This is a genomic window from Caulobacter soli (assembly GCF_011045195.1).
In the GTDB taxonomy this organism is placed as follows: Bacteria; Pseudomonadota; Alphaproteobacteria; order Caulobacterales; family Caulobacteraceae; genus Caulobacter; species Caulobacter soli.
This window is the reverse complement of the sequence record NZ_CP049199.1, coordinates 137,331-156,408: the sequence shown is the minus strand read 5'-3', so window position 1 is coordinate 156,408 and position 19,078 is coordinate 137,331. Positions and strand designations below refer to the sequence as shown.

19 protein-coding genes and 1 tRNA gene are annotated in these 19,078 nt (G+C 68.4%); 6 read left to right on the top strand and 14 right to left on the bottom strand.

From position 1 onward, the window contains the following. Window positions 1–9: 9 nt before the first annotated feature. The 4 genes from G3M62_RS00760 to aroA all read right to left on the bottom strand — a co-directional run bounded on the left by G3M62_RS00760 (window position 10) and on the right by aroA (window position 4,445). A complete protein-coding gene (locus G3M62_RS00760) occupies window positions 10–294 on the bottom strand; it encodes an integration host factor subunit beta (RefSeq protein ID WP_012284200.1) in 285 nt (94 codons plus the stop codon). Between the two features lie 311 nt (window positions 295–605). Continuing rightward, a complete protein-coding gene (gene rpsA / locus G3M62_RS00755) occupies window positions 606–2,315 on the bottom strand; it encodes a 30S ribosomal protein S1 (RefSeq protein WP_165183992.1) in 1,710 nt (569 codons plus the stop codon). Window positions 2,316–2,446: 131 nt separating this feature from the next. Next, a complete protein-coding gene (gene cmk, locus G3M62_RS00750; protein WP_165183991.1) occupies window positions 2,447–3,097 on the bottom strand; it encodes a (d)CMP kinase in 651 nt (216 codons plus the stop codon). A 4-nt stretch (window positions 3,098–3,101) separates the two neighbouring features. Beyond that, window positions 3,102–4,445, bottom strand: coding sequence for a 3-phosphoshikimate 1-carboxyvinyltransferase (gene aroA / locus G3M62_RS00745; RefSeq protein ID WP_165183990.1), 1,344 nt, complete (start codon window positions 4,443–4,445; stop codon window positions 3,102–3,104). A 116-nt stretch (window positions 4,446–4,561) separates the two neighbouring features. On the opposite strand from aroA, the gene G3M62_RS00740 reads away from it, so the two are divergent. The 3 genes from G3M62_RS00740 (at window position 4,562) to G3M62_RS00730 (ending at window position 6,019) form a co-directional block, all read left to right on the top strand. Then, window positions 4,562–5,029, top strand: a complete 468-nt coding sequence (locus G3M62_RS00740; protein ID WP_165183989.1) for a TIGR02300 family protein — start codon at window positions 4,562–4,564, stop codon at window positions 5,027–5,029. Between the two features lie 203 nt (window positions 5,030–5,232). Beyond that, window positions 5,233–5,308 (top strand) — tRNA-Ala (locus G3M62_RS00735). 141 nt (window positions 5,309–5,449) lie between these two features. After that, window positions 5,450–6,019 (top strand): hypothetical protein, encoded by a 570-nt coding sequence (locus G3M62_RS00730; protein WP_165183988.1) that lies wholly within the window; start codon window positions 5,450–5,452, stop codon window positions 6,017–6,019. Window positions 6,020–6,141: 122 nt separating this feature from the next. Here the strand turns inward: G3M62_RS00730 and G3M62_RS00725 are convergent, their stop codons facing one another. Further along, window positions 6,142–8,106, bottom strand: a complete 1,965-nt coding sequence (locus G3M62_RS00725) for a transglycosylase domain-containing protein (protein WP_165183987.1) — start codon at window positions 8,104–8,106, stop codon at window positions 6,142–6,144. Between the two features lie 343 nt (window positions 8,107–8,449). On the opposite strand from G3M62_RS00725, the gene recQ reads away from it, so the two are divergent. Together recQ and G3M62_RS00715 are read left to right on the top strand one after the other, a co-directional pair. Beyond that, the gene (recQ, locus tag G3M62_RS00720; RefSeq protein WP_165191155.1) at window positions 8,450–10,267 is read left to right on the top strand and encodes a DNA helicase RecQ; all 1,818 of its coding nucleotides are present in this window, start codon (window positions 8,450–8,452) and stop codon (window positions 10,265–10,267) included. Between the two features lie 87 nt (window positions 10,268–10,354). Further along, on the top strand, window positions 10,355–10,651 hold the full coding sequence (locus G3M62_RS00715; protein WP_165183986.1) for a hypothetical protein: 297 nt from the start codon (window positions 10,355–10,357) through the stop codon (window positions 10,649–10,651). 22 nt (window positions 10,652–10,673) lie between these two features. Here the strand turns inward: G3M62_RS00715 and mmcB are convergent, their stop codons facing one another. From mmcB to G3M62_RS00680, 7 genes are all read right to left on the bottom strand, one after another. Then, a complete protein-coding gene (gene mmcB / locus G3M62_RS00710; RefSeq protein ID WP_165183985.1) occupies window positions 10,674–11,132 on the bottom strand; it encodes a DNA repair putative endonuclease MmcB in 459 nt (152 codons plus the stop codon). A 31-nt stretch (window positions 11,133–11,163) separates the two neighbouring features. Then, a complete protein-coding gene (locus tag G3M62_RS00705) occupies window positions 11,164–11,349 on the bottom strand; it encodes a type II toxin-antitoxin system Phd/YefM family antitoxin (RefSeq protein WP_165183984.1) in 186 nt (61 codons plus the stop codon). 55 nt (window positions 11,350–11,404) lie between these two features. Next, complete coding sequence (locus G3M62_RS00700; protein WP_165183983.1) at window positions 11,405–11,959, bottom strand: lipocalin family protein; 555 nt, start codon at window positions 11,957–11,959, stop codon at window positions 11,405–11,407. Beyond that, complete coding sequence (locus G3M62_RS00695; protein WP_165183982.1) at window positions 11,959–12,492, bottom strand: lipocalin family protein; 534 nt, start codon at window positions 12,490–12,492, stop codon at window positions 11,959–11,961. Before G3M62_RS00695 ends, G3M62_RS00700 begins: the two co-directional genes overlap by 1 nt. Window positions 12,493–12,591: 99 nt before the next feature. Beyond that, window positions 12,592–13,716, bottom strand: a complete 1,125-nt coding sequence (locus G3M62_RS00690; protein WP_165183981.1) for a ferritin-like domain-containing protein — start codon at window positions 13,714–13,716, stop codon at window positions 12,592–12,594. Window positions 13,717–13,847: 131 nt separating this feature from the next. Beyond that, a complete protein-coding gene (locus G3M62_RS00685) occupies window positions 13,848–14,270 on the bottom strand; it encodes an SWIM zinc finger family protein (RefSeq protein ID WP_165183980.1) in 423 nt (140 codons plus the stop codon). After that, window positions 14,267–14,680, bottom strand: a complete 414-nt coding sequence (locus G3M62_RS00680; protein WP_165183979.1) for a metallopeptidase family protein — start codon at window positions 14,678–14,680, stop codon at window positions 14,267–14,269. Before G3M62_RS00680 ends, G3M62_RS00685 begins: the two co-directional genes overlap by 4 nt. 148 nt (window positions 14,681–14,828) lie before the next feature. Between G3M62_RS00680 and divL the strand changes: the two genes are divergently transcribed. Beyond that, on the top strand, window positions 14,829–17,141 hold the full coding sequence (gene divL / locus G3M62_RS00675; protein ID WP_165183978.1) for a cell cycle protein kinase DivL: 2,313 nt from the start codon (window positions 14,829–14,831) through the stop codon (window positions 17,139–17,141). Window positions 17,142–17,290: 149 nt separating this feature from the next. Here the strand turns inward: divL and G3M62_RS00670 are convergent, their stop codons facing one another. Next, window positions 17,291–17,611, bottom strand: a complete 321-nt coding sequence (locus G3M62_RS00670) for a 2Fe-2S iron-sulfur cluster-binding protein (protein ID WP_007674689.1) — start codon at window positions 17,609–17,611, stop codon at window positions 17,291–17,293. Between the two features lie 30 nt (window positions 17,612–17,641). Further along, window positions 17,642–18,874, bottom strand: coding sequence for an NAD(P)/FAD-dependent oxidoreductase (locus G3M62_RS00665; RefSeq protein WP_165183977.1), 1,233 nt, complete (start codon window positions 18,872–18,874; stop codon window positions 17,642–17,644). Window positions 18,875–19,078: the final 204 nt, after the last annotated feature.

Here is a 19,078-nt window from a genome sequence, read left to right as displayed (position 1 = left end):
GTGGTCGGACTATTCGTCGGCGTTCAGGCGGCCGCGCAGTTCCTTGCCGCTCTTGAAGAACGGCACGTGCTTGGCGCGGACGTCGACGGTCTCGCCGGTGCGAGGATTGCGACCGGCGCGGGCCGGGCGCGAGCGCACCGACAGGGCGCCGAAGCCGCGGAGCTCGACGCGGCCTCCGTCCTCGAGCGCACCGATCATGCGTTCAAGAATGACGCCGACAACACGCTCGACATCCTTCTGGGTCAGGTGCGGATTCTCGTTCGCGAGCCTGGCGATGAGTTCGGACTTGATCATCGATATCCCCGACGCGCCAAAGCAGCCCTGGGGGAGAGAGGGCCCGACGCGCGTGCGACCTTTGCCCAAGCAAGCCTGAGTCTTCAAGGGGAAAGAGCACCGTTCGCGTCGGGTTCGCGACCAATGGGGTTAATAGCCGATCCCGGAGAAACGCCCGCTTCAGGTCAAGGCGCGCGCGCCGACAGGTTCGCGAGCGCCACGCCAAGCTCACGTCGAGTAGCCCGCAAAGTAGCCCGCAAAGAAAACGGCGGCCGGATCGCTCCGGCCGCCGTTCCTCATTTCTGAAGCTAGTCTTCGCTATAAGGCGAAGCTTAGTCCTTGGTGGCCCGCTCGCGCAGGGCCGCGCCGAGGATGTCGCCCAGCGAAGCGCCGGAGTCCGACGAGCCGAACTGCTCGATGGCTTCCTTCTCTTCGGCCATTTCCAGCGACTTGATCGACATCGAAACGCGGCGAGCCGCCTTGTCGATGTTGGTGATCTGAGCGTCGACGCGGTCACCCACGGCGAAGCGCTCGGGGCGCTGTTCCTGACGGTCGCGCGACAGGTCCGACTTGCGGATGAACGCGGTCATCAGGGCTTCGTCTTCACCGAAGCGCACTTCGATGCCGCCGGTGGTGACTTCCGTCACGGTCACGGTGACGGTCTGGCCCTTGCGGTAGGTGTCGCCCGACATCGGATCGCCGCCCAGCTGCTTGATGCCCAGCGAGATGCGTTCCTTCTCGACGTCGACGTCCAAGACCTTCGCCTTGACGATGTCGCCCTTCTTGTAGCGAGCCATGGCTTCTTCGCCCGACGCGCTCCAGTCGATGTCCGACAGGTGCACCATGCCGTCGATGTCGTTGTCGAGGCCGATGAACAGACCAAATTCGGTCGCGTTCTTGACTTCGCCTTCGACGGTCGAGCCGACCGGGTGGGTTTCGAGGAACGAATCCCACGGGTTGGCCAGGGCTTGCTTCAGGCCCAGCGAAACGCGGCGCTTGGACGGATCGACGTCCAGCACGACCACGTCGACTTCTTGCGAGGTCGAGACGATCTTGCCGGGGTGGACGTTCTTCTTGGTCCAGGACATTTCCGAGACGTGGACCAGGCCTTCAACGCCGGCTTCCAGCTCAACAAACGCGCCGTAGTCGGTGATGTTGGTGATGCGGCCCGTGAACTTGGCGCCGACCGGGTACTTGGCTTCGACACCATCCCACGGATCCGACTGCAGCTGCTTCATGCCGAGGCTGATGCGCTGGGTGTCCGGGTTGATCTTGACGATCTGGACCTTCACGGTGTCGCCCACGGCGAGCACTTGGCTCGGGTGGTTGACGCGCTTCCAGCTCATGTCGGTGACGTGCAGCAGGCCGTCGATGCCGCCCAGGTCGACGAACGCACCGTAGTCGGTGATGTTCTTGACGACGCCTTCGCGGATTTCACCCTCTTGCAGCTGCGACACCAGTTCGGTGCGCTGCTCGGCGCGGGCTTCTTCCAGGATGGCGCGACGCGAGACGACGATGTTGCCGCGCGGACGGTCCATCTTGAGGATGGCGAAGGGCTGTTCCTTGCCCATGAGCGGGCCGACGTCGCGCACCGGGCGGATGTCGACCTGCGAGCCGGGCAGGAACGCCGAGGCGCCGCCCAGGTCGACGGTGAAGCCGCCCTTGACGCGACCGACGATGGCGCCGAGCACGGGTTCGTTCTTGGCGTAGACGCCTTCCAGACGGGTCCAGGCTTCTTCGCGCTTGGCCTTTTCGCGGCTGATGACCGCTTCGCCCAGGGCGTTTTCCAGGCGTTCCAGGAAGACTTCGACCGAGTCGCCGACCTTGATGGTGGGCTTGCCGGTTTCGTCGACGCCGAATTCCTTCTGCGGAACGCGACCTTCGGTCTTCAGACCGACGTCGATGATCGCGAAGTCCTTCTCGATCCCGACAACGATACCCTTGACGACGGTGCCTTCCTGGAAGTCGCGGCCGCCCATGGAATCGTTCAGCAGCGCTTCGAAATCGTCGCGCGTCGGGTTGAAGCTCATATCGTCAGCCATGCTGATGTTTAGTCTCGTGTTGAGGGAAGCCCTGCGGTGAGCGCCGTCGGATGACGGTTCTCGGGATTCCGGTGATGTGGGTTTTTGATGCGATCCACCGCGTCCTGAGCGGCGGCGAGGCGGGCGGTGGATTAGCCCTTGGGGTTTCCCCACCGGGCGCGCGCCGTCTCGACGATGCGGCGGGCCGCATCGAAGGCCTGGGATATAGTCATTTCCGACGTATCAAGCAAGACGGCGTCGGCGGCCTGCGTCAACGGCGCCGAAGCGCGGCCGCTGTCGCGCTCGTCGCGCTTGCGGATGTCGGCCAGGATCTCGTCGAAGGTGACGCTTTCGCCCTGGCCCGTCAGCTGTTTCCAGCGCCGGTCGGCGCGGACCTCGGGGCTGGCGGTGACGAACAGCTTGGCCGGGGCCTCGGGGGCGATGACCGTGCCGATGTCGCGGCCGTCGATCACGCTGCCGGGCTCGCGGGCGGCGAAGTCGCGCTGCAGGTCGAACAGGGCCGCGCGAACGCCGGGATGCACGGCGACGCGGCTGGCGGCTTCGCCGGCCTGGCGGGTGCGGACGTCGGGGCGTTCCAGCTCGGCCAGGTCCAGACCGCGCGCGGCGGCCTCGGCGGCGATCGCGTCGTCCAGATCGCCGTCGGCGGTCAGCAACCGCACCCCGACCGCCCGGTAGAGCAGGCCGGTGTCCAGCATCGGATAGCCGTAGAGCTCGGCCAGGCGCGAGGCGACCGTGCCCTTGCCCGAGGCGGCGGGACCGTCGACGGCGATGACGAAGGCCACGCCCCTAGGCCTCGACCAGGTCGCCGCCCAGGCCGCGCATCATGTCGGCGAACCCGGGGAAGCTGGTGGCGATCATGCCGGGCTCGTCGATCTCGACGGGCTCCTGCGCGGCCATGCCCAGGATCAGGTGGCTCATGGCGATGCGGTGATCGCCGTGGGTGTGGACCAGGCCGCCGCCGCGCACCGGATGATTGCCGCGCGCCGTGCCGATGACGGTCATGCCCTCGGGCTCTTCCTCGACCGTGACGCCGCAGGCCTTCAGCCCGGCCGCCGTCAGGGCGATGCGGTCGCTTTCCTTGACCCGCATCTCGCCGATGCCGCGCATCACGGTCGAGCCTTCGGCGAAGGCCGCGGCCACGGCCAGGATCGGATATTCGTCGATCATCGCCGGCGCGCGCTCGGGCGGCACGACCACGCCCTTCATGTTCGGGGAGTAGCGGGCGGTGATGTCGCCGACCTGCTCGCCGCTGGCCTCGCGGACGTTCGAGATCACCAGATCCGCGCCCATCTCCTGCAGGGTCGTGAACAGGCCCGTGCGCAGCTCGTTGAGCATCACGCCCTCGACCGTCACTTCCGAGCCGGGCACGATCAGGCCGGCCACCAACGGGAAGGCCGCCGACGACGGATCGCCCGGCACGGCCACGTGGGTTCCGGTCAGCTTCTGGCCGGCGGGCAGGCGGATGTGGCGCACGGTGTGGTCGCCGCTGGCGCGATCCTCGACGATCACCTCGGCCCCGAAGGCCCGCAGCATGCGCTCGGTATGGTCGCGGGTGGCTTCGGGCTCGATCACCTCGACGCCGCCCTCGGCGTGCAGGCCGGCCAGCAGAACGGCCGACTTCACCTGGGCCGAGGCCATGGGCAGGGTGTAGTTCAGGCCGCGCAGGTTGCCGCCCTTCAAGGTCAGGGGCAGACGGCCCTTGTCGCGACCCAGCCACGTGGCGCCCATCCGGGCCAGCGGGTCCAGCACCCGGCCCATCGGACGCGAGCGTAGCGAATTGTCGCCGGTGAAGGTGGCGCACAGCGCAAAGCCCGCCGCCGCGCCCATGATCAGGCGCACGCCGGTGCCGGCGTTGCCGCAGTCGACCACGTCCGACGGCTCGACGAAGCCGCCCTGGCCCTCGATCCGCCAGCGGCCGACGCCCTCCTGCTCGACCCGCGCGCCGAAGCTGCGCATGGCCTGGGCGGTCGCCAGAACGTCGGCGCCCTCCAGCAGACCCTCCACCGTGGTGGTCCCCGAGGCCAGGGCGCCGAGGATCATCGAACGGTGCGAAATTGACTTGTCGCCGGGAGCCCGAACGGTCCCTCGCAAGGCCCCGCCGGGCGTGCTCTTCAGTCCAGCCGCCGTCATGCCGAAACCGGCTCCTTGGTCATGGTGGTTTTCGCGAGGGGATTGCTTTTGACAGCGGCCCTTCGTCATGGCAAGTGACCGGCCGCTTTTCCCATCTGGATCAAAGGGTCGCCAACTTGGCCAATCCCGAACTGGGCGCAAAACAAATTTGCCCCAACTGCCAATCGAAATTCTACGATCTGGGCCGCCGCCCGGCCGTTTGTCCCAAGTGCGGCGAGTCGTTCGATCCTGAAGAGGCGCTGAAGTCGCGCCGCGTTCGCGCTCGCTCGGTGACCCCGGACTACGAGGACGACGCCGAGAAGGAAGCCCCGCCGGCCAAGGAGGTCGACGGCTACGAGGACGAGGTCGATGAGACCCCGGAAATCGACGAGGTCGCCGAGGAAGTCGTCGAGGCCGACGACGACGACAGCGATCCCACCGTCGCCCCGGCCCCGGCCGCCGACGACCTGGGCGTCGACTTCTCGGAAGACGAGGATCTCGCCGAGGACGAAGCCGACGACGTTCCGTTCCTCGAGGACGAAGACGACGAGGACGTCCTGGACGACGAAATCGAGGGCCTGCCGGGCGCGGACGACGACGACTAAGCTCGTCCGCACCCCTCGGAAAACTTGACCGAACAAAGGTCGAAAAATTTTCCGAAAAAAGTTCGCCGGGAGGGTTGATCCAAAAATCCTCCCGGCATAGGTTCCGCGCCTCTTCGGGGGCCACTCACTCGGAACCGCCGCAGAGACTGAGGAATTCTCAAGCGACCCAACCCCATCCGGGCCGGGAAACTTGAGCAAACCTTGGGGCTTTAGCTCAGCTGGTAGAGCGCTTGCATGGCATGCAAGAGGTCAGCGGTTCGACTCCGCTAAGCTCCACCAAGACGGCCGCTTCCCTAAAGGAAGCGGCCGTTTCCATTTCCGGCGCGGGGAAGCCGCGCCGAGGCGACTCTCCCGATAAAATTTCGACTTCGCCCTGCGTCGATTTGGCGGTCAGAATGCTTCGGTGTTCGGAGGCCTCTCATGCGACCCACGAAACCCTTGTTCCGTTCCGCCCTGGCCGTCGCCGCCACGCTGGCGACCGCGGCCCCGGCCCTGGCCCAGACCGAGACATCCAAGACCCAGCAGATCGAGCAGGACGCCGCCACGGTGGCCAAGTCGCCGCTGAAGGACGTCGGGGTGGTCAAGGACAAGATCCCCCAGGTGCTGATCGACGCGCGCACGGCGACCTACGTCCTGCCCGCGCCGCTGACCTGCAAGACCCTCTTCGACGCGGTCGACGCCCTGGACGCCGAGCTGGCGCCCGACCTCGACGCGCCGTCCACCCAGATCAAGACCGGCATGTCGGCCACCGAGATCGGCGAGACCGTGGTGCATGGCCTCACGCCGCTGCGCTCGTGGGTCCGCAAGCTCAGCGGCGCCGAGAAGAACGCCAATGAGGTCCAGGCGGCGATCATGGCCGGCTCGATCCGGCGCGGCTATCTCAAGGGCGTGGGCCTGGGCCTGGGCTGCAAGCCGCCCGCCGCGCCGCTGGGGGTGACCCTGCCGACGGCGGCCAAGCCCGCAACCAAGCCCAAGTCGAAGAAGCGCTGACGTCCCTCCCCCTGTGGGGGAGGCGGCGTGAAGGCGCCGGTGGGGGGAGCAGACCCACCTCGGCAAACTCCCCCCTCCGTCGGCTACGCCGACACCTCCCCCAAAGGGGGAGGACCTAGACCTCAGTAGGGCAGTTGCTCCGGCGCCGGGGTGCCCGGGGCGGGCGTTTCGGCCGCCGGGCCCTCCGGACCGGTGGGGCCGGTCAGGATGTCGCCGATCGGGTCGTCGGTGGCCGGAGGCGGCGGTTCGATCACGCCGCCGGGGATCGGGGTGGCCTTCAGGCGCGGCAGGGCCGCGGCCATGAAGTTGTGCCAGATCTCGGCCGGGGCGCCGCCGCCGGTGACCTTCTTCATCGAGGTGTTGTCGTCCTTGCCGGTCCACACCGCCGTGACGAAGCCGCCCGTGTAGCCGACGAACCAGGCGTCGCGGTAGTCGCTGGTGGTGCCGGTCTTGCCGGCGATGTCGTAGCCCGCGACCTTGGCCCGCGTGCCCGTGCCGGCCGCCACCACCTGGCGCATCATCTGGTTCATGTATTGCAGCGAGGGCGAGCCGATCACCGCCGGGCGCTGGGTCTTGTCGACGCTGTGGTCGTACAGGACCTTGCCGCTGGTCGTGCGGATGCGCTCGATGCCGTAGCCCCGGGCCAGGAACCCGCCGTTCGAGAACGGGGCGTAGGCCTGGGCCATCTCCATGGGCGACACCTCGACCGCGCCCAGCGCCATCGACGGGTCCAGCTGGATCTTGCTGGTGATGCCCAGGCGGCGCGCGGTGGCGGCGACGTTGCTGGTGCCGACCTCGCTGGCCAGGCGCGCGGCGACCGTGTTGATCGACTGGGCCAGGGCCGTCTGCAGGGTCATCTGGCCCAGATATTTGTTGGTGTAGTTCTTGGGTTCCCAGTTGCCGATCTTCACCGGCTCGTCATTGACCACGACGCTGGGATTGCGGCCCTGGTCCATGGCGGTCAGGTAGACGAACGGCTTGAAGGCCGAACCGGCCTGGCGACGGGCGCTGGTGGCGCGGTCGAACTGGGTCTCGCCATAGTCGGCGCCGCCGACATAGGCGCGGATGCGGCCCTCGCCGTCGATGGCGACCAGCGCCGCCTGCTGCACGCCCTGGGCCTTGTGGCCGTCGACCCCGACCTGGACCGAGCGCTCGGCGGCCACCTGGATCGGCAGGTCCAGGGTGGTCTCGACGACCAGGTCCTCGGTCGGTTCGCCGACCAGCGAGCGCACCTGGGCGTCGACATAGTCGGTGAAGTACTGGGCGCGCTGGTTGGCCAGGGTGGCCGAGACCCGCACGGGCTCGGCGAAGGCCTGGTCGCGCTGGGCGGCGGTGATGGCCTTCATGCGCACCATCTCGTCCAGCACCACGGTGGCGCGGCGGGCGGCGCGGTCGCTGGCCGAGACCGGCGAGTAGCGGGCGGGGGCCTTCATCAGGCCGGCCAGCAGGGCGGCCTCGCCCACGGTCAGCTGCGACGCCGGCTTGTTGAAATAGCGCTGCGAGGCGGCCTCGATGCCATAGGCGCCGGCCCCGAAATAGACCCGGTTCATGTAGAGGGCCAGGATCTGCTTCTTGCTGAACTTCAGCTCCAGCCAGACGGCCAGGATCAGCTCCTGGGCCTTGCGGCGATAGTTCTGGGCCGGGCTCAGGAACAGGTTCTTGGCCAGCTGCTGGGTGATGGTCGAGCCGCCGCGCTGGGGGCCGCCCTCATGGCTCAGGTTCCACATCAGCGAGCGGGCGATGCCCCACGGGTTGAAACCGATGTGGTGATAGAACTGGCGGTCCTCGATGGCCACGAACGCGGCCGGCACGTAGGGCGGCAGCGCGTCCAGGTCGACCGGGGGCGCGTACTGGCTGCCGCGCACGGCCAGCAGGGCGCCGGACCGATCCAGATAGTTGATCGAGGGCTGACGCTTGACGTCGTACAGCTTGGAGGTGTCGGGCAGGTCGCTGGCGAACACCGCGAAGAAGGCGACGATGAAGATCAGACCCCAGACGCCGAGCACGACCGCCCAGTAGAGCAGGGCTTGCAGCGGCGTGCGCTGAGGTCTCGCCGGCTTGTTCCCGCCGAAGGCGCCGTTGGCCATGTCGTCCTTAATCCCGAAAGGCGCGGATGTCCCGGGGTCGCGCCGCAATCCGTTTAGCCGAAGCCCACAAAACGCGCGACAAGATTGACGAGAGATGAACGCATCTTCACCCGTCTTGCACGCCGCGCGTGTTCATGGTTCGTTTCAGCTCCAGATCGCATCGCGACAAACGTGGCGACCCCCGATGCAGAACCCATGAAGCCGATGTCCGCTTTCAAGCCGAATTTGGGGGCCAGATCGTGGCGCCCCGCTTGGCCTGAAGGCCGGGCGCTGTCAGAACACGCCCGTGTACGATCATCCTGACTCAAGTTTCGTCCCCCATGTCTCGGGGCCCGCTCCCTCCCTGGAGGCGGCGCGCGAGGTTCTGCGCCGAACCTTCGGCCACAGCGATTTCCGGGGCCTGCAGGCCGGGGTGATCACCGAGCTGCTGGAAGGCCGCAGCGCCCTGGCCGTGCTGCCCACCGGCGGCGGCAAGAGCCTGTGCTACCAGATCCCCGCCCTCGTCCGCCCGGGCCTGGGCCTGGTGGTCTCGCCGCTGATCGCCCTGATGGCCGACCAGGTGGCGGGCCTGCAGCAGGCCGGGGTCGCGGCCGAGCGCCTGGACAGCAACACCCTGCCCGCCGAACGGTCCGAGATCTGGCGACGCATCGACGACGGGCGCCTCGACCTGCTGTATCTGTCGCCCGAAGGCCTGATGCAGCCGTCGATGCTGGAGCGGCTGTCTCGCCTGCCCCTGTCGTTGGTCGCCGTCGACGAGGCCCACTGCGTCAGCCAGTGGGGCCATGACTTCCGTCCCGAATACCGCATGCTGGGCCGCCTGGCCGAGGTGTTCCCGCACGCCCCGCGCCTGGCCGTCACCGCCACCGCCGACGCCCGGACCCGCGACGACATCCGCAGCGAGTTGCGGCTGCAAGGCGCGGCCGAGTTCGTCGACAGCTTCGCCCGCCACGAACTGGCCCTGAACGCCGAGCGCAAGAAGGGCAAGGGCCACGAGCGGGTCATCGAGCTGGTCACCGAGCGCCCCAACCGCGCCGGCGTCGTCTATGCCGGCAGCCGCGACTCCACCGAGAAGCTGGCCGAGAAGCTGATCGGCCAGGGCATCCCCGCGCTCGCCTATCACGCCGGTCTGGACAAGGCCGTGCGCGCCCGGCGGCTGGAGGAGTTCCTCGAGGCCGAGGAGGCGGTGATGGTCGCGACCATCGCCTTCGGCATGGGCGTCGACAAGCCCGACGTCCGCTTCGTGATCCACGCCGATCCGCCGGCCGCCATCGAGGCCTATTGGCAGGAGATCGGCCGGGCCGGCCGCGACCGCCAGCCGGCCGAGGGCATCACCCTCTACAGCTCCGCGGATCTCGCCTGGGCCGTGCGCCGCATCGAGGCCCAGAGCGCGCCCGACGAGGTCAAGGCGGTGCAGCTGCGCAAGCTGCGCCAGTTCTACGCCATGCTGGAAGGCGTCACCTGCCGCGCCGCCGCCGTTCGTCGCTATTTCGGCGAGGAGGGGGTCGAGCGCTGCGGGGTCTGCGACATCTGTATTTCGCCACCCACCGGCGTCGACGCCACCCAGGCCGCCCAGAAGGCCCTGTCGGCCGCCCACCGCATGGGCGGCCGATTCGGGCGCGGCCGCCTGGTCGACCACCTGCTGGGCAAGACCAAGGACGTCACCCAGGCCGAGGCGACCATGTCGACCTTCGGCATCGGCAAGGAGTTCAGCCCGCAGGGCTGGCGTGACCTGATCGACACCCTGGTGTTCGAGGGCCTGCTGAAGGAAGACCCCAATGACGGCCGGCCGCTGATCGGCCTGGGCGACGGCGAGGGGGTGCGCCAGGTCTATCGCGGCGAGCGCCCCGTCTCCCTGCGCCAGCAGCCGGCCACCGCCGACAGTCCCGGTCGCTCGGGAGCCGGCAAGACCGCCCGCAAGCGCCAGGCCCTGACCGTGCCGCTGGAGGACCAGGCGCTGTTCGAGGCCCTGCGCGGCTGGCGGCGCGAGGAGGCGGCGCTGCAGCACGTGCCGCCCTATGTCATCTTCCACGACGCCACCCTGGCCGAGATCGCCGCCGCGCGACCAGCCACCTCCGGCGCCCTGGCCAAGGCCGGCGGCGTCGGCCAGGGCAAGCTCGACCGTTATGGCGAGGCGGTGCTGAAGGTGGTGCGCGACAACTAGGCGATCCGGCAATCCGCAGGGCCGGTGGGAAACGTTTTACGGCGCGGCGTGTTACGATGGTCGGCGCCGCCATTCGCAGGATTTCGCATGACCGACTTCACGATCAAGACCCCGGCCCCCAAGACCTCCGCCAAGACGACGGCCAAGGCCAGCGTGAAGCGCGCCAAGGCCGCCGTCGAAAAGGCGGTCGAGACCGTGGCCGAAAAGACCGAGGTCGCCCGCACCTTCGCCGCCGAGAAGGCCGAGGTCGGCAAGACCTGGAGCATCGAAAAGGCCAAGGCGGCCCACGTGGTCGCCGAGGAGCGCCCCGTCGCCCTGGCGGTCGGGACCTTCGTGGCCGGCCTGGTGTTCGGCTTCCTGCTGGCCCGTAACTTCGACCGTTAAGACGGCCGGCTACAGCGCCAATCTACAGAGACAGCCGCTCGGCGTTGACGCCGGCGGCGCGCAGGGCGGCCAGGCGCGCGAAGGCCAGGGTGAGCGCCTTGCGCCGCGCCGGGGCCAGGGGCGCGACCGGCGCCTCGCGCACCACCGCGCCGCCGAAGCCGTCGGCGACGATCAGGCCCGGCTCGTCCGGCAAAATCCCCTCGGGAAAATCCGGCGACACCGCGAAATAGAACGCGTCGCAATAGGGGGCGTATTCCGGCCACTTGCGGTCGACGCGATAGTCTTCCAGCCCCGACTTCACCTCGACGATCAGCACGTCGCCCTTGGGACCCAGGGCCATCAGGTCGGCGCGTCGGCCATTGGGCAGGGTGACCTCGGCGAGGGGCGCATAGCCCAGCGAGACCAGGAACCGCGCCCCGCCCCGGGTGACCTGGTCGGTGGTCTCGGGCCGCGTGGGTTTAAGGTCGATGACGACGTCCATGCCGGAACTTTGTTCCAGCTTTGTTCGGGGATCAAGGGGCGGATTCGTCTGGCGTCGATCCAAGGCGTCGTTGGATGATTTTCCAATCCGAAGCTGCGATCACCACGATGGCTTCCTGTTCCCCTCGCGTGACCAAGGCTGGATCGCGATCTGCGATGACACGATCCACGACCTCGTCGAAATTCTTGGCCGCCGCTGGAAAGCTGATGATGCGCATCCGCCTTGCTCCTTGATCCAGCGGAAACCTAGGCGAAGACGGCGTTCAAATCGAGCTAGCGCGCCGCGTGCTTGGTCACCCGCAGCATCGCGGTGTCGTAGCCCATGGCCCTGGCCCGGTCGGTCAACGCCTTCAGCTGATCCGGGGTCGGCGGCTTGCGGGTCAGGAGCCACAAGTAACGGCCCGAGCCCTCGCCGACGATCGACCAGCTGTAGTCGTCGGCGTGGTCCAGCACCCAGTAGTCGCCGACGAAGAACGGGCCGAAGAACGAGACCTTCAGTTTTGCCTTGGTGACGGCGTCGGCGACCTTGGCCCTGCCTTCGCTGACCTTGACCGGTCCCGTCGGCCCGCCCTGATGGCAGGTGTTGACCACGCGGATCAGGCCGTCGGGCCGCTTGGAATAGTCGGCGGTGACGCCGTCGCAGCCCTTCTCGAACCGCATGTCGTAGCGCGCCGCCTCGTACCAGAGGCCGGCGTAGCGATCCAGGTCGACCGCCTTGGCCGGCTGGGGCGGGCTGTGATTGCCGCTCGGCCCGGCGACACACGCGGCGACGGCGACCGTGGTCAACAGCAAGGCGGCGACGAAGCCTGGAGCGCGGCGGAGCAGCATCAGGCCGGCGGCTGCTGAGGGTATTCGAGCTTGGCGTAGCCCAGGGCCTTCACACGCTCCAGGGCCTGGGCCTTGGCGGCGGGGTCCATTACCGCCTTGCGCGACAGCAGCCAGACATAGTTGCCGCCCGGCGTGGCCATGATCGCCCAGGAGTGGTCGTCGGCGCAGTCCAGCACCCAGTATTCCTGCTTCTTCAACCCGCCCAGGAAGCTCATCGTGAAGCGGGTGTTCTGGGAGCCGCCGATGATCTTGCCGGTGGTGTCGAAGGCCTTGGCCGCGCCGCCGGCCGAGCCCTTGCGGCAGACCTGATGCACCGCGAAGCCGTCGGCGCCCTTGCCGGTGAATTCGGTGGTCGGGGCCTCGCAGTCGCGCTGGCCGGCGTTGGGCGTGCGGGCGATCTCGTACCACTTGCCGGTATAGAAGCTGGCGGCGATCGGCTTGGATGGCGGCTTGGCGGCCGCGAAGGCCTCGGCGGCGCCGAGCATCGGCGTCACGAGCAGGCTGGCGGCGATCAGGATCGGTAGGCTGCGCATGACGGTCACTCTGCCCCACAAGGCGCCAGAAACGCAAAGCGCCCCGCCGAAGTTCCTTTTCAGGATTCCGGCGGGGCGCTCGTGGTCATGCGAACGGGCCTATTCGGCGGCGATGGTCACCGGCTGGGCGCGGTCCTTGAAGTTGATGGCCTGCAGGTGGCGGATGCCCTCCTCGGCGATGTCGTCGCCGACCATCCGCTCGCCCTCGCCGCGCAGTTCGTCCAGGTCGACGTACATGGCGTAGAAGGCCTTGGTGCGGTCGGTGATGATGCCGGCGTTCAGCAGCGTCTTGACCAGCACCCGGAAGATGTTGGTCTGCTCCTTCATGTTCTCCCGACGCAGGTCGTCGGTCATGATCTTCCCGTACTCCTCGACCACCTTGTCCGGGTCCAGGCCGAACTCGCGATAGAGGTCCAGCTGCTGGTGCGGCGAGACCAGGTTGAACAGCAGGGTCTGGAAGCAGTGCGCCGCCCAGTCCTCGATGATCGCGTGCTCCTCGGGGCTCAGCTTGGGCACCGTGCGGTCGGCCCAGATCTTCCCGAACTTGTGGTGGAAGGCCTCGTCGGTCATCACCAGCTGCAGCATCTTCTTGCCGACCGGGTCGTTGATCTGGTTGTAGAAGGTGGCGAAGGCGCCCATGGCCAGGCCCTCGACCAGCATCTGCATGCCGATGATCTTCTTGTAGACCTCGGGCGCGCCGATGATCTCGACCAGCAGGGTCTTCAGGGCCGGGCCGCATTCGACCGGCTTGCCCCAGCGGGCGCGGATGTACTTGGCGAAGGCCGTGACGTGGCGGGCCTCCTCGCGGGTCTGGTTGGCGGCGTATTCCTGGGCGCCCTGGTCCTTGAGCACGTGGCACAGCGAGGCCGACAGGTTCAGCGCCCCCTGCTCGCCGTGCAGGATCGAGGAGAAGCTGCGCAGCACCGACTGGTTGATGAAGCGGATGCGCTGCTTGGGATCGCTGAGGTGATTGGAGACGTAGTCGGTCGACAGAGCGATCACCAGTTCCTCGGGAACCAGGGCCTGGTTCTCCATGTCGAACGGTTCGTCGAAGTCGATATAGGCCTTGTCCAGCGGGTCCCAGAAGTGGTCGTGGGTGGCCGAGATGATCTTGTCGAAGGCGGTCGAGCGGCTGTTGTAGCGGTCCAGTTCGAGCATCGACTCGAAGTCGTCCGGCGCCACCGCGTCGTACATGGCGTCCTTGGTGATGTTCTTGTCCGTCATGGAGGGCTCCTCGCCTAAAGGGGCTGGACAGGCCCCGTCTAACGCGGGTCTCTGGCCTATCTAAACACTGTCAACTCAAAGAGCCGGCGGGGTCAAATTAAAAATGACGACCGCGTCAGGTTCGCGAGAGTCTACCCTTCCAACCCCGCCAGCACCTTCGGATCGCGCTTGGCCAGCTCGACGATCCGCTCGATCAGGGCCTCCTTGCTCTCCAGCGCCAGGCCGTCGCGCAGCCGCGCCAGGCGTTCGCGCACATAGCCTCGCCCCGTGCCGTCCAGCAGGTTGGCGGCCACCACGACGGCCGCCTGGTGCTTGCAGGCGCCGAACTTGTCGAAGCCGGGGCAGGTGCAGGCGCCCTCGCCGTCGGGCGCGCGCAGGGTGACCACATAAAGGTCGCCGGCGCTGCCCGTCACATGGCCAGTGACGGCGTCATCCTCGATGGCCACCAGGTCGACGGCGCCGGCCTCGGCGATGGCCGCGCCGCTCTCGAACCAGCGCTCGTCCATGCGGCCGCGCCACGCATCAGCGTCGAACAGGGTGTCGGCGGAGCTCATGCGTCGTCCTCGATGCGGTGGATGTCGTCGTCCGACAGGCCGAAATGGTGGCCGATCTCGTGGACCAGCACGTGGGCGATCAGGTCGCCCAAGGTGACGTCGCCGCGCTCGCACCATTCGTCGAGGATCGGCCGGCGGTAGAGAAACACCATCGACGGCTGCGGCGTGGGGTCGAAGAGCGTGCGGCGGGCCAGATCGACGCCCTGGTAGAGGCCGGTCAGCTCGAACGGATCCTCGATGCCCAGCTCGTCCAGCACCTCCTCGGAAGCGAAATCGTCGATGCGGAACACCACGTCGCCGGTCTGGCGGCGGAAATCGGCGGGCAGGTCGTCGAACGCCTTTCGCGCCAGGGCGGCGAAGTCGTCGAGCGACGGGGCCCCGGCTGAAGCAAGTTGGTCGGTCCAGGTCATGATCGGTACATAGGCCGGGGCGCCCCAGCGTGAAAGGCCGCGCGAAGCTCTGTGACAGCGGCGCTCATCGCGCTCTGGTCACGCGCGGCCTAATCTGTGAATCTGATTCGCTAACCACGTCCGCAGCCGGGGGCCGACGACAAGCCTGATGACTTCGTCCGACTTGATCCTGGCCGCCACGGCCGGCGCGGTCTGCCTCGCCCTCTGCGCCACCCTGTGGGCGATGTCCCAGCGACGGCGGTTCGAGGACCACCTGGCCTGGCTGAAGGCCCGCGCCGCCCGCCTGGAGACCCGGCTGATGGACAGCCAGGGCGCGGCCGAGGCCTTCGAGAGCGCCGTGGTCGTGATCCACGACGGCGGCGTCGACCTGGTGTCGGGCGAAGACGCCCTGGCCGAATGCGCCAAGATCCTGGATGTCGCCGCCGACGCCCACTCGGTGGTCGTGGCCCTGACCGACGCCGATCCCTCCCACGCCCACAAGCTGAAGGCCCTGTTCGAGCAGGGCGAGGTCTGCGCCTTCGAGGCGCGGAGCCCGCGCGGCGGGGTGCTGGTCGAGGGCCGGGCGGCCGGAACCCGGGCCTGGCTGCGCCTGGCCGCCGCCGCCGTCAACGAGACCGGCCTGCCCGACGCCGGCCGCTTCGCCGCCTTCATGGACGGCCTGGTCGAGCCGGCCTGGATCTCGGGCGCCGACGGCGCGCCGGTCTGGGGCAACGCGGCCTATCTGCGCGTGGTCGGGGTGGAGACCGCCTCGGACGCGGCGCGCGACAACAAGTCGATCGACCGGGCCGCCGACGCCCTGGCCGTCGAGGCCGCCAAGGCCGGCGAGCTGCGCGAGCTGGTCCGCTGGGTGCCGCTGGACGGCCGCCGCCGCGCGTTGCGCTTCTCGGCCCAGCCGCTGGACGGCGGCGGGGTCGGGGTGTTCAGCAGCGACGTCACCGAGGTCGAGGACATGCGCGACGCGCTGAAGAAGCACGTCGAGGCCCATGACGAGACGCTGAACCACATCGCCGACGCCGTGGCGATCTTCAGCCAGAGCCGCCGCCTGGCCTTCCACAACACCGCCTTCGCCGAGCTGTGGGGCCTGGAGCCGGCCTGGCTGGCCGAGCGCCCGACCCACGGCGAGGTGCTGGACCGCCTGCGCCAGCGCCGCCGCCTGCCCGAGACGGTCGACTACGCCAAGTGGAAGGCCGCCGAACTGGCGCGCTACGAGGACCTGGGGCCCCAGGCCGACGAGATGTGGGACTTGCCCGACGGCCGCACCCTGCGCGTCGTGCGCCAGCCCCACCCGCTGGGCGGCATGCTGCTGCTCTATTCCGACATCACCGGCGAGCTGCGGCTGAAGGCCCAGTACAACGCCCTGATCCAGGTGCAGCAGGCCACGCTGGACAAGCTGAACGACGCCGTCGCCGTGTTCGGATCGGACGGCCGGCTGCGGCTGCACAACGAGGCCTTCGAGACCTTCTGGAACGTCTCGGCCCAGGCCCTGGAGGCGGCGGTCGACTTCGAGGGCGTGGTCGAGCTGTGCGTGCCGCGCCTGCATGACCTCAGCTTCTGGCGCGAACTGAAGGGCCGAGTGGCCGATCCCGACCCGCAGATGCGCGCCCCGACCTCGGGCGAGACCCGCACCTCGGACAATCGCATCATCGTCTACCAGAGCCGGCCCCTGCCCGACGGCGCGACCCTGATCGCCTTCGCCGACGTCACCGACACCCGGTCCCTGGAAAGCGCCCTGGCCGATCGTTCCCAGGCCCTGGCCGAGGCCGAGCGACTGAAGCGCGACTTTGTCGGCAACGTCTCCTACGAGCTGCGCACCCCGCTGACGACGATCATCGGCTATTCGGAGCTGCTGGAGCGGGCCGACGGCCTGACCGAGCGCAGCCGCGGCCACGTGGCGTCGGTCCGCTCGGCAGCGACCCAACTGGCCCGCTCGATCGACGACGTGCTGGACATGGCCCAGATCGACGCCGGCGAGATGGCCCTGGAGATCGAGGACGTGCGGGTGGCGAGCCTGATGAGCGACGCCCAGGAGCGGTCGCTGAAACTGGCCCAGCTGGGCGGCGTCACCTTGTCGGTCGAGTGCGACCCGGAGGTCGGCCTGATCCGAGGCGACCACAAGCGCCTGTCGCAGATCCTGGACCACCTGATCGAGAACGCCCTGCGCCAGACCCCGCCGGACGGAGTGGTCACCCTGTCGGCGCGGCGGGCGCTGGGCGAGGTGCGGCTGGACGTGTCGGACACCGGCCGAGGCGTGCCGTTCCACGTCCAGGCCCACATCTTCGACCGCTTCGTGGGTCGCGACCGCGGCGGCCCGGGCCTGGGCCTGGCCCTGGTCAAGGCGCTGGTCGAGCTGCATGGCGGCTGGGTGGCGCTTGAGAGCGAGCCGGGGGCCGGCTCGACGTTCACGTGCCACTTGCCCGAAACGCAGCAGCCAGGCGCGGCGCAGCCGGAGTTTGGGTTTTAGATAAAGCCTCCCCCTGTGGGGGAGGTGTCGGCGAAGCCGACGGAGGGGGGAGGAATACGACCTCGACCGCACGCAGGATCGACGCCCCTGAAACTCCCCCCACCGATCGCTTCGCGATCGCCTCCCCCACAGGGGGAGGCTTTTGGAACCTAGTGCTGGCTTTCCGGAAGCCGCACCACCAGCCCGTCCAGCGCGTCGCTGACCTTGATCTGGCACGACAGGCGCGAGTTCGGTTCGACGTTCTCGGCGAAGTCCAGCATCGACTCCTCCATGGCCGACTTGTCGCCGGTCTTGGGAAGCCAGGCGTCGTCGACATAGACGTGGCAGGTGGCGCAGGCGCAGGCGCCGCCGCAGTCGGCGTCGATGCCCGGCACGTTGTTCTTCACCGCGCCTTCCATGACTGTCAGGCCCGGCTTGACGTCGATGACATGGTCCGTGCCGTCGTGCTCGATATAGGTGATCTTGGCCATGGGTCCCCTGGATGCTCTCGAACAGGCGTTTTACGCCGCTACTTCTTTCATGGAAATCGCCGGGTTCGCCAGTTTTTCAAGGCTGACGGGCGTACGCTTGGCGATCAGTTGCTTGCCGGCCATGAATTCGGGCGGCGCGTTGACCGCCTCGACGGCCTGGACCAGGTCGCCCTTCAGGTGGAAGACGGCGAACTTGGCGGCGGCCACGTCGCCGCGCACCACCTGGGTGTCGGCGTCGAATGGCAGGCCGGCGATCTGCAGTTTCAGGTCGTACTGATCGGACCAGAACCACGGGATCTCGTGCGGCGGCATCGCCCGGCCGGTGATGGCGGCGGCGGCCTGCTTGGCCTGTTCCAGGGCGTTGGGCACGCTCTCCAGCCGGAACTGGCGCTCATAGATCGGCAGCGGCCGGTGGGTGACGTCGCCGATGGCGAACACGAACGGATCGGCCGTGCGGGCCTCGATGTCGACGACGATGCCGCCGGCGATCTCCAGCCCCGCGTCCTGGGCCAGCTCGACATTGGGATGGGCGCCGACCCCGACCAGGGCCGCGTCGCAGGCGATCACCGAGCCGTCGGCCAGGCGCACGCCGGTCACGTGGCCATCGGCGCCCTCGAAACCTTCCACGCCGGCGTTGAGCACGAAGGTCACCCCGCGCGCGCCGTGATAGTCCTGGAAGAAGGTCGACAGCGTCTCGCAGGCCACCCGGGCCAGCACCCGGCTCTCGCGCTCGATGATCGTGGCGTGGCCGCCCAGGGCGATCGTCGAGGCCGCGGCCTCCAGCCCAACATAGCCGCCGCCGACCACCGCCAGGCGCTTGCCGGGGCCCAGGGCGCCCTTCAGGGCCTCGGCGTCGGCCGCCGTGCGCAGGGCCAGCACGCCGGCCAGATCCGCGCCGGGGATCGGCAGGGCGCGAGCCCGGGCGCCGGTGGCCAGGATCAGGTGGTCGTAGGGAATGTCCTCGCCCGAGGCGAGGGTGACGGTCTTGGCGCCGCGATTGATCGAGACGACCACCCCGCCCAGACGCAGGAACACTCCGGCCTCTTCGTACCAGCTGGAGGGCTTGAGCTGCAGGCTGTCGGCGTCGGCCTCGCCCTTCAGCCAGGCCTTGCTGAGCGGCGGGCGCTGATAGGGCAGCAGGGGCTCATCGCCGATCAGGACGATCTTGCCGGTATGGCCGTATTGACGAAGGAAGGCGGCCGCCGAGCCGCCGGCATGGCCGGCCCCGACGATGACGACGCGCGCGTTCAGATCCGCAGACACCGGTGCGTTCAAGACGCGCTCTCCCTTTGGTCAAAAAATGACGGTGGCGTCACCTTTTTGCAAGCACCGAAAGCGCCTGCCGGTTTCTCCATCGGGATTCCAGATCGCCGGGTCAAACGAAACGCGCCGGACACGCGTCTGGAAGCTCGGCGCCGATCGCTGGCGGTCAAGACGTGGCGGAAGCCGCCACGTCCCGAGTCTTTT